Origin of the sequence: Pseudonocardia sp. NPDC046786, assembly GCF_040645415.1 — a bacterium.
GTDB classification, from domain to species: domain Bacteria; phylum Actinomycetota; class Actinomycetes; order Mycobacteriales; family Pseudonocardiaceae; genus Pseudonocardia; species Pseudonocardia kongjuensis.
In genome coordinates this window covers 1-9474 of the sequence record NZ_JBEYYF010000052.1, presented here as the reverse complement: position 1 = coordinate 9474, position 9474 = coordinate 1, and the positions used below count along the sequence as shown (strand labels likewise).

At 69.3% G+C, this 9474-nt stretch carries 9 protein-coding genes; 3 read left to right on the top strand and 6 right to left on the bottom strand.

Features of this window, described 5'->3' with window-relative positions; genetic code table 11:
- Window positions 1–812 precede the first annotated feature (812 nt).
- Together ABZ881_RS30565 and ABZ881_RS30560 are read left to right on the top strand one after the other, a co-directional pair.
- Window positions 813–1634, top strand: coding sequence for an enoyl-CoA hydratase-related protein (locus ABZ881_RS30565; protein WP_358489478.1), 822 nt, complete (start codon window positions 813–815; stop codon window positions 1632–1634).
- Window positions 1635–1654: 20 nt separating this feature from the next.
- The gene (locus ABZ881_RS30560) at window positions 1655–2818 is read left to right on the top strand and encodes an acyl-CoA dehydrogenase family protein (RefSeq protein WP_358489476.1); all 1164 of its coding nucleotides are present in this window, start codon (window positions 1655–1657) and stop codon (window positions 2816–2818) included.
- Between the two features lie 7 nt (window positions 2819–2825).
- Here ABZ881_RS30560 and ABZ881_RS30555 read toward each other — a convergent pair whose 3' ends face one another.
- The 4 genes from ABZ881_RS30555 to ABZ881_RS30540 are packed head-to-tail and all read right to left on the bottom strand — an operon-like array spanning window position 2826 to window position 7150.
- A complete protein-coding gene (locus ABZ881_RS30555; RefSeq protein ID WP_358489473.1) occupies window positions 2826–4007 on the bottom strand; it encodes a CaiB/BaiF CoA-transferase family protein in 1182 nt (393 codons plus the stop codon).
- A 15-nt stretch (window positions 4008–4022) separates the two neighbouring features.
- On the bottom strand, window positions 4023–5198 hold the full coding sequence (locus tag ABZ881_RS30550) for a thiolase family protein (RefSeq protein ID WP_358489471.1): 1176 nt from the start codon (window positions 5196–5198) through the stop codon (window positions 4023–4025).
- A gap of 51 nt (window positions 5199–5249) precedes the next feature.
- Window positions 5250–5978 carry an SDR family oxidoreductase gene (locus ABZ881_RS30545; protein ID WP_358489469.1) on the bottom strand — a complete coding sequence of 243 codons (729 nt, stop codon included), beginning with the start codon at window positions 5976–5978 and terminating at the stop codon, window positions 5250–5252.
- A 26-nt stretch (window positions 5979–6004) separates the two neighbouring features.
- A complete protein-coding gene (locus ABZ881_RS30540; protein WP_358489466.1) occupies window positions 6005–7150 on the bottom strand; it encodes an acyl-CoA dehydrogenase family protein in 1146 nt (381 codons plus the stop codon).
- A 181-nt stretch (window positions 7151–7331) separates the two neighbouring features.
- On the opposite strand from ABZ881_RS30540, the gene ABZ881_RS30535 reads away from it, so the two are divergent.
- The gene (locus ABZ881_RS30535) at window positions 7332–7991 is read left to right on the top strand and encodes a TetR/AcrR family transcriptional regulator (RefSeq protein ID WP_358489464.1); all 660 of its coding nucleotides are present in this window, start codon (window positions 7332–7334) and stop codon (window positions 7989–7991) included.
- Here ABZ881_RS30535 and ABZ881_RS30530 read toward each other — a convergent pair.
- Both ABZ881_RS30530 and ABZ881_RS30525 read right to left on the bottom strand, forming a co-directional pair.
- Window positions 7988–8776: an SDR family NAD(P)-dependent oxidoreductase gene (locus ABZ881_RS30530; protein ID WP_358489462.1), complete on the bottom strand. Its 789-nt coding sequence runs from the start codon at window positions 8774–8776 to the stop codon at window positions 7988–7990. The genes ABZ881_RS30535 and ABZ881_RS30530 overlap by 4 nt on opposite strands.
- 484 nt (window positions 8777–9260) lie before the next feature.
- The coding region (locus ABZ881_RS30525; RefSeq protein WP_358489459.1) for a transposase at window positions 9261–9474 on the bottom strand (214 nt) is incomplete at its 5' end.

Here is a 9474-nt window from a genome sequence, read left to right as displayed (position 1 = left end):
GGTGTTGTCGCAGAACGCCAGCATCGGGTGATAGCCGAAGGTGCCCTTGAACGTCGGCGCCGCCTGTTCCTTCTCGCTGTGCGCGATCACGATCGCCAGCCGAGACGATGATCTTCGGACGCGTGGTTGTGGCCTCCACCTGGAAAGTGCCCCCTCGACCCGCCGGACATAGCCCTCAGCAAGCTCTGTCCTACCTGGTCACGGGGCACTTTCTGCATCCGGGGCCCCGATCGCCCCTCAACAACGTGAAAAGCCGGGGCTAGATCCGGAAGAGCCAGTAATCGCACCGCTACGCCGCGCCACCTTCTTGCCCTCGCTGGCGCGACTCGTGCCCAACATTCCTGAACCCTGTATGTCGACAGTGATCGTGTCGGCCGAATTCCCGCACTCGGCTCCTGCCCCCCGGAGCACCCATGCCGGCCGTCATGGTTCCTCGTGGCGATCAAATGATGCACGAACGACCGAAACGTGCACATCCACCTCTCGCCCGCGAACCATTTCTCGACGAGCGCTATGACCGCCAGGAGCGCCCTCGAGAGGGAACCCCCTCTCCGATCCATCTCGCGGCGGTCCGACCCGGCGGGTCCGGCGGCAGATCGCCGACGGAGCGCGGATCCACCCCCACCCACCCACCGGAGAGGCACCGGCGACCAGTGGACGGCCGCCACACCGCCGAGGCCGGCTCGGAGCGGCGAGCCTCGGCCGCCGCGGGTCGAGCGCCACACGGGAGCCGCCCGTCGTGTCTCGACTTGCCGCCGCAGATGAGCAAAGATGACACGCGCATCAGTTTTTTCGTCCCAGAGGAGGCCCTGGTGACAGAGACACCGGCAGCGGAAGAGTCCCAGGTCGTTGCGACACCGGTCCTCGCCGAACGGCGCGGGGCGGCGGCGTGGCTGCGGATCAACCGGCCGGAGGCCATGAACTCCCTGAACGTCGACGTCGTGGAGGGCCTGCAGAAGGGGCTGGACGGCGCCGAGACAGACGACGAGGTGCGCTGCGTCGTGGTCACGGGGACCGGACGTGCCTTCTGCGCCGGCGCGGACCTGAAACTCGTTCGGAACTCCGTCGAGGGCTCCGGTGACGGGCAGCGGCAGTTCCTCGAGCTTGTGGGGGCACTGCTCAACCGCATCGAGAGCTTCCCCAAGCCAGTCATCGCAGCCGTCAACGGGCTGGCGCTGGCGGGCGGCCTGGAGACCGTGCTCTCTTGCGACCTCGTCGTCGCGGCCCGGAGCGCGCGGCTGGGCGACGCGCATGCGAACTACGGACTCCTGCCAGGAGGAGGCGCGTCGGTGCGCCTGCCGCGCAAGATCGGCCCGACCCGGGCCAAGTACCTGATGTTCACCGGTGACTTCGTTCCCGCGGCCGAGCTGGTCGAGGCGGGACTCGTGAACCAGGTCGTGCCCGACGGCGAGCTGGACGCGGCCGTGACGGCGCTCGTGGACAAGCTCGCTGCGCGCAGCCCGCTCGGCCTGCGCCGGATGAAGCAGCTCGTCGACGATGCCCTCGAGCAACCCGTCGGCACCGGATTGCGACTGGAGCTCCTCGCGTCCACGCTGCACCAGCACTCGCACGACATGGCCGAGGGCCTGCGTGCCTTCCAGGAGAAGCGTCCGCCGGTCTTCACTGGTCGGTGACGGCAGAGAGGAGCCCGCCCGTGTCCGCCTTCCTCTTCGACGAGCACCATGCCGCCTTCCGGCAGTCGGTCCACCGGTTCAGCCAGGACAAGCTCGCTGCGGGATACCTGGAACGCGCGCGGTCGACGGCGTTCTTCTGGGACGTCTATCGCCTGCTCGGCGAGCACGGGTTGCTGGGCCTGGGGGTTTCCGAGGCGAACGGCGGCCAGGGTGCGGACCTGATCGCGGTCGGCATCGCTTGCGAGGAGGTCGCCCGAGCCGATTTCAACGTTGCTTTCGCCATGTTCAACTCCGCGATCGCCGGCGGGATGCTGGAGCGGAACCTGCAGCCGGCTCTGCGGGCCGAATGGCTGCCCGGCCTCATCAGCGGCGAGCTCCTCACTGGACTGGCACTGACCGAACCCGACAGCGGCTCGGATGCGCAGGCGATGCGCACGCGCGCGACGAAGGTCGACGGAGGCTGGTTGCTGAACGGGGAGAAGACGTCAGCGAGCCTCGCGGCGCACGCCCATGGCCTCATCGTCTTCGCCAAGAGCTCCCCCGAACGGACCAGTCGCGAGGTGACCGCGTTCTTCGTCCCCCTCGACGCGCCCGGCGTGACCCGGCGCCCATTCGACGACACAGGCTTCCGGCCCATCGGCCGCGCCGCGGTGTCCTTCGAGGACACGTTCGTGTCGGACAAGCATCTCATGGGCGAGATCGGCCGCGGGTTCCCGATGGTGCTGGGCGAGTTCGACTACACGCGAGCCCTGCTCGGCCTGCTCACGATCGGCACCGCGATGACAGCGATCGACCTGACCGTGGAGTACGCCAAGAAGCGCGAGGCGTTCGGACAGCCGATCGCCAAGTTCGAGGGCGTCACCTTCCCACTGGCGGAGCACGCGACGTACATCGAGGGCGTCAGGTGGCTCTGCCACCACACTCTTGCTCTGCGCCAAGCCGGGCTGCCGCACACGAAGGAGGCGGCCATGATCAAGTGGTGGGGGCCGCGCACCGCGGTGCAGGCGATCCACGACTGCATCGTCCTCCACGGGCACGTGGCCTACTCAGAAGACCTGCCGCTCCAGCAGATGCTGCGCGACGTCAGCGGTCTCGAGATCGGCGACGGCACCCCGCAGATCCAGAAGCTCATCGTCGCGCGGGAGATCTTCGGCCGCGAGTACCTGCCCTACTCCCGGGCGTAGATCCCCCTCAGCTCGCCGGCCGCCGAGGCGCCGGCTCCGCGACCGCTCCCGACGCCAGCAGCCGCTCCAGCTCGTCGTCGGCGTACCCGATCGCGCCGAGCACCTCCCGCGTGTGCTCCCCGACGTCGGGGACGTGCCGGCTCGGCCCCGGGCCGGCGCCGTCGAAGACCAGCGGCTGACGGACGTGCCGGCGGGCCGGCCGACGGTGGTCCGCGGGGACCTCGACCAGCAGGCCGCGGTCCTTCACGTGGGGGTCGTCGGCCACCTCCTCGAGGTCGAGGACAGGGCCCATCGGGACACCGGCCTGGTCCAGTACCGCCACCCACTCGTCCCGCGACCGGGTGGCGAGCACGGTCGCGATGCGCTCGCGCAGCTCGTCCTTGCGCGCGATCCGGTCGGAAGCGCGCAGCCCCGCCACGTCATCCATCCCGAGGACGGCGCACATCGGCGTCCAGAACCAGTCCTCGTGCGCCACGCTCAGGCTGAGCAGCCCGTCGGACGTGCGGAAGACGCCGTAGCCGGGCTCGTGCTGGAAGCCGGCCGCGGCATCGCAGTTCAGCACCGGAACGAGCTGTGTGGTCATCCACGACACCAGGCCGTCGGTCATGGAGACATCGACATAGCCGCCCTCGCCGGTCTGTCCGCGCCGCAGGAGTGCCGCCAGGACGCCGACGGCCGCGAACATTCCGCTGGACACGTCCCCGATCGCAAGCGTGCTCACCGGACCCGTGCGCCGGTCGGCGGCGAGCTCGTGGAGCATGCCGGCCGCGGCCTGGTAGGAGAGGTCGTGGGCCGGCCGGTTTCGGTACGGGCCGTCCTGGCCGAAACCACTGACCGAGGCGATGACCAAGCGCGGGTTCGCCTCGCGCAGCACCTCCGGCCCGAGCCCCAGCCGATCCATCGTGCCCGGCCGGTAGCCCTCCAGCAGCACATCGGCCGTGCGGGCGAGCCGGAGGAGGGCTTCCCGCCCATCGGGAGACTTCAAGTCGACGGCGACCGACCGCTTGTTGCGGTTCAGCGACTCGTGGAAGGCCGGGAACTGCCGCGCCGGGTCACCGCCCGCCGGACGCTCCACCACGACGACGTCGGCGCCCATGTCCGCCATCAGGAGGGTCGCGTAGGGCCCGGGATACTGCTCGGCCAGGCTCAGCACGGTAAACCCGCTCAGCGGTCCGTTCCTGCTGCTCATCATGCCCATCTCTCGTCAATCCCGGGACAGGACGGTCACGCACACGGCCGCCGGGTCCGGGCCGAGGTAGCCCCCGCCGTTCTCCCCGACAGCGACCCGCGCGCCCTCGACCTGGCGGGCGCCGACCGTCCCGCGGAGCTGCTCGGTCAGCTCGACCAGCTGCGCACACCCCGTTGCTCCGACGGGGTGCCCCTTAGAGATGAGCCCCCCGCTCGTGTTGACGGGCACCCGACCGCCCAGAGTGGTGGCGCCGGAGGCGAGCAGCTTCGGCCCGTCACCAGGACCGCACAAGCCGAGCTCCTCGTAAATGATCAGCTCGGCGGGTGCGGCCGCGTCGTGCACCTCCGCCACGTCGACGGCCTCCGGGCCGAGACCGGCGATCTCGTAGGCCTTCATCGCCGCGCGCTCCGCCGCGGTCTCGGCGGACGGGCCCTCCCGGCCGGACACCACCACGGATGCGCGCAGGCGAACCTTCGGCGTCTCGAGCCGCGACGCGACATCGTCGGAGACGAAGACGAGCGCTGCGGCGCCGTCGCCGATGGGCGAGCACATGAGCAGCGTCAGCGGGCCGCTCACGTGCCGGCTCTCCAGCACCTGCTCGACGGTTACCTCGTTGCGGTACTGGGCACGCGGGTTCAGAGCGGCGTGCCGGTGGCTCTTCACGGCGACCGCGGCGAAGTCCTGTGTCGTGGCACCGCTGCGCGCCATGTACTTCTTGGCCATGTCGGCGTACACGTCCATGAAGAAGGACCGGTCCCCGGTGGTCGCGGGGTCGTTGTCCTCTCCGTAGAGCTCGGCCCTGAGCTCGTCCAGCCGCTCTTGGTCAACCGCCGCAGAGAGCGCTGTGAACGACCGGTTCTTGTCCGGATGGGACAGCTTCTCCGCACCGACCGCCAGCGCGATGTCGGTCTGGCCGGAGGCCACGGACAGCCAGGCCAGGTGCGCGGCCGTGGACGCGGAGGCGCAGGCGTTCTCGACGTTCACGATGGGGAGGCCGAGCAGGCCCGTCTCGCGCAGGGCGATCTGCCCCCGCACCATCTCCTGGCCCGTCATCAGACCGGCGGTGGCATTGGCGAAGAACACCGTCTCCACGTCGGAGACTGCGAGGCCGGCATCGCTCAGCGCGCTGGTGGTCGCCTCCACGGCCAGGTTGCCCATCGTCCGGTCCGGGAACTTGCCGAAGGCGGTCATGCCCACGCCACCGACGAATACGTCTCTCATGATCTGCTCCTGGGCTTGTCGCTACGCGACGGCGAATCCGCCGTCCGCGGTGAGGACCTGTCCGGTGATATACGCCGACGCGTCGGACACGAGGAATGTCACGAGGGCCGCGATCTCCTCGACTGTCCCGAACCGGCCTGCGGGCACCTTGCGCAGCACCATTTCGCGCAGGCTCTCGTGGTGGCGCAGGCCCTCGGTCAGGTCGGTCTCGACGTAGCCGGGCGCCACTGCGTTCACGCGCATTCCCCGGTCGGCCCATTCGACGGCCAGGGTTCGCGTCATGGCGTCCACGCCGCCCTTTGCCGCGACATAGGGCAACCCGCGCAGGGTCCCGCGCTGGGCGGTCACGGAGGACATCGTCACGACGCTGCCCCCGCCGGTGGCGAGCATGTGCCGGGCGGCCGCCTGCACGGCGAAGAACACTCCACGCAGGTTGACGCCCATGGAGGTGTCCCACTCCTCCGTCGTCACCTTCTCCGGTCGCACGAAGTAGGGGTTCATCCCCGCGTTCGCCACGAGCCCGTCGAGGCGCCCGTGGACTGCGTACGCCTCGTCGATCGTGCGGGCGGTGGCGTCCACGTCGGAGAGGTCGTGCACGGCTGCGGTGGCCTCGCCTCCGCCGGCCCGTACGTCGTGCACGACGGCGTGGGCGTTCTCCGCGGACCGCCCCGTCACCACAACGGTCGCCCCGGCCCGCGTGAGATCGAGGCAGCACGCCCGGCCGATCCCCCGGGTCCCGCCGAGGACCATGACCACCTTGCCCGCGCAGGACGCCGTCAACGGTCCCATGCGTACCCGTTCAGGAGCGCTCCGGCGGCCACCATGTACTGGATCGTGGGAGGCCCCTCCTCCAGCCAGTTGAGCCGAGCATCCCGGTAGAGCCGCTCGATCGGGTGCGTGCGTGTGTAGCCGATGCCGCCGAAGACCAGCAGGGCCCGGTCGGTGACCCGCCCGACGGCCTCCAGGCCGAAGAGCTTGCACATCGACGCCTCAGCCGGGATGCGCAGGCCGCGGTCCCACTTCTCCGCGGCGTCGCTGATCATGTTGCGGAGCGCGTAGACGTCCGTCGCCATCTCGGCGAGGTAGCGCTGGATGCCCTGCCGGGCGGCGAGCGGCTTGCCGAAGGTCGTACGCACCTTCGCCTGCCGCAGCGACAGCTCGAGGGCGCGCTCGGCGGTGCCGAGGGAGGTCGCCGCGATGAAGACGCGGCTGATCTCGAGCGCCTGCTCCATCTGTGCGAGGCCGCGCCCCTCCTCGCCGAGCAGGTTGGCGACCGGGACGCGCGCGTCGGCGAACGTCAGCAGCCCGTGCTGACCGCCTTTGCATCCCATCGTCTCGGGGAGCGCCTGGATGGATAGGCCGGGCCGGTCCCGTTCCACCAGGACGGCGCTGACCCCGTTCTCTCCTGCGCCGGGGTCGGTCTTGCCGAAGACGATGAAGTGGCTGGCGAAGTCGGAGTTGGTGATGAGCCATTTGCGGCCGTTGATCACGTAGTCGTCGCCGTCGCGAACGATCGTCGTCCCGAGGTCGGCGCCGCTGCCGTGGTCGGGCTCGGTGAGCGCGAAGGCCACCGACTTCGAGCCGTCCGCGCACCCCGGGAGGATGGCTTTCCGCTGGACCTCGTCGCCGAGCTCCCACAGCGCGTGCGCCATTGAGTTGTGGACGTGGACGACCACGCGGATGCCGCCCTGAACCTTCGCGAACTCGCCGAGGACCGGGAGGTATTGCGTCATAGTGAGACCGACGCCGCCGTACTCCTCCGGGATCGTCAGGCCGAACGCCCGCATCTCGCGCAGCAACGGCATCAGCCGGTCGTACGGGAGCGCCTCGTTGTTCTCGATCTCCTCCTCGAGCGGGTCCAGATCCCTCCATATCGCCTCGAACAGCTCACGCCGGAAGGCCTCGTACGCCGCCTGCTCCATGTGTCCCCACGCTCCGCTGAGTCGGGAAGTAATCTGACACTCGTATCAGTTTTGCCAAGGGGCTCCGGCGGTGTCAACCACGACCCGCCGCGAAGGCGAGGTTCGGGCGCCGTCGCCCCGGCCCGGGGGGAGCGTGCGACGATCACGTCTCGACGAGGCGCGAACCGACGGAGGAACCCTGGTGACGACGGCACCCGGGACGAGCAACGGCCAGCGACGACGCACGGAGGCCACCCGGCGTGCGCTGCTGGCTGCAGCGCGCTCGGTGCTCGTGGAGCACGGCTACACGCGCGCGACCGTCGCCCAAATCGCTCGGGCCGCTAGACGTGCCCACGGCACCTTCTACCTCTACTTCGACAACAAGGAAGACATCTACTCGCGGCTCCTCGAGAACATGTGGACCGGGCTCAAGGAGGAGTCGCGGGACATCTGGCGGCCCGACGTACCGCTGAAGAGCGTGCGCGTCACGGTCGACCGCTACGTCTCCGCCTTCGCGGAGAACGTGGACCTGTGGCGACTGCTCGACGAGATGTCGGCGACGAACCCGCGGTTCCAGGAGATCCGCGACGACACCCGCCGGGAGTTCACCCGGAAGATCCAGCGCGGGATCGAGAGTTCCTTGAACCAAGCGGACGTCGGGAGCATGCGCACCGAGATCATGGCCGAGCTACTGGCCGGAATGGTCGACGAGGGGTGCTCCGCCCTCTTCCTCCGGGGACGGTCCTGGCCCCGTGAGGATCTGGTCGACCACATCGTGACCATCTGGGGACGGGCCGTCGGCTACACCTCGCCCGGAGGAGTCGACGACGACGGCTCCGACCCCGATGACACGCCCGCCTAGACCGCGACGGAGTAGCCGCCGTTCACGGGGTAGGTCTGACCAGTGATCCACTCCGCCGCGTCCGAAGCGAGAAACAGGGCCAGCGCCGAGGCATCCGACGGCTCACCGAATCGCTTGATTACGTAGCTCCTGAGCATCTTCGTCACCATCTCCGGGTCCTCGAGTGCAGCCTCGCTCGCCGGGGTTCGCATGGCGGACAACGCAATGCAGTTGGCAGTGACCCCATGACGGCCGACGGACTTGGCCAGGCCGCGCATGAATCCGGCCGCGCCCGCCTTCGCACCGGAGTACACGACCAGGTTCGGTTCCCCGACCCGGCCGGCATCGGAGATGATCGTGACGATCCGTCCGTACCTCCGCTCGACCATGCAGCGGGCAACGGCGCGCGTGCAGTTGAGGACTCCGAAGAAGTTCGAGCCGAGCCACGGCGCCCACTGCTCGGGACTGGTCTCCCAGAAGGGCGTGTTGTCGAAGATGGTGTGATCGGGACCGGCGTTGCCGGCGTTGTTCACGAGGATGTCCACTGGCCCCGTCTGCGCCACGGCCCCCTCGACACCCCGCAGCACGCCCTCGTAGTCGGTGACGTCGAAGGAGACCGGGACCCCTCGACCGCCCGCCGCGCTGATCTCGTCGGCGACGGCGACGGCCCGGTCCTCGTAGTAGTCGTTCACGATGACGGAGCCGGCACCGTGGGCCGCCAGGTCGAGGGAGATCTGCCGCCCGACTCCCTGCCCGGCGCCCGTGACCATAGCTACGCGTCCCTTGAGGTCCAACAGGTTCGGCATGTGGGGTCCTTTCGCGGAGGGAACTTGCGTTGTCATCAGCAGTTGATCGGGAGGTCACGCCAGGTCTCGTGGCAGCGACAACCGCCGCGCGGGCGCAGTGATGCCGCAGGCGTGGGGTGCCGGAGCACCCCTGTGGAGCTGATCGTCGGCGGCCCGTGGTCACCCGTGAACAGGAGCGCGTCCGCCTCGTCGCGGTCGTGACCCAGCCCGAGTCGATCAAAACGGACGGACCCGTCGTCGCCTGCGCCGACGTAGAGGTCGGCGGCCCGAAGGTCGCCGTGCGGCAGCGGAAGTGGCGCTCCGTGGACCCCTGCGCCCACCTCCGACGTGCAACCCGCGTGAGCGGTCACGCGAAGCGCTGTCGACGTCGCGGGACTATCGCCCCAACAGGTTCAGTCGTCATAATGACATATGTATCAGTTTCGCGGGGAGCAGGCGAGAGGGGGACTGTCCGATCAACGGTGTAACCCGGCGTTGATGGGGTTCAGGTGTTGCTCGCGACGATACGGCCTTCGAAGGTGATCGCGAACGCGTTCAGTGCTGGCTTCCAGCGCATTGACCACCGCGCCTTGCCCTTCCCGGTCGGGTCCGGGGACCGGGTGGCCAGGTAGAGACACTTCAGCGCGGCCTGCTCGGTGGGGAAGTGCCCGCGGGCGCGGACCGCGCGCCGATAGCGAGCATTCAAGGACTCGAAGCTC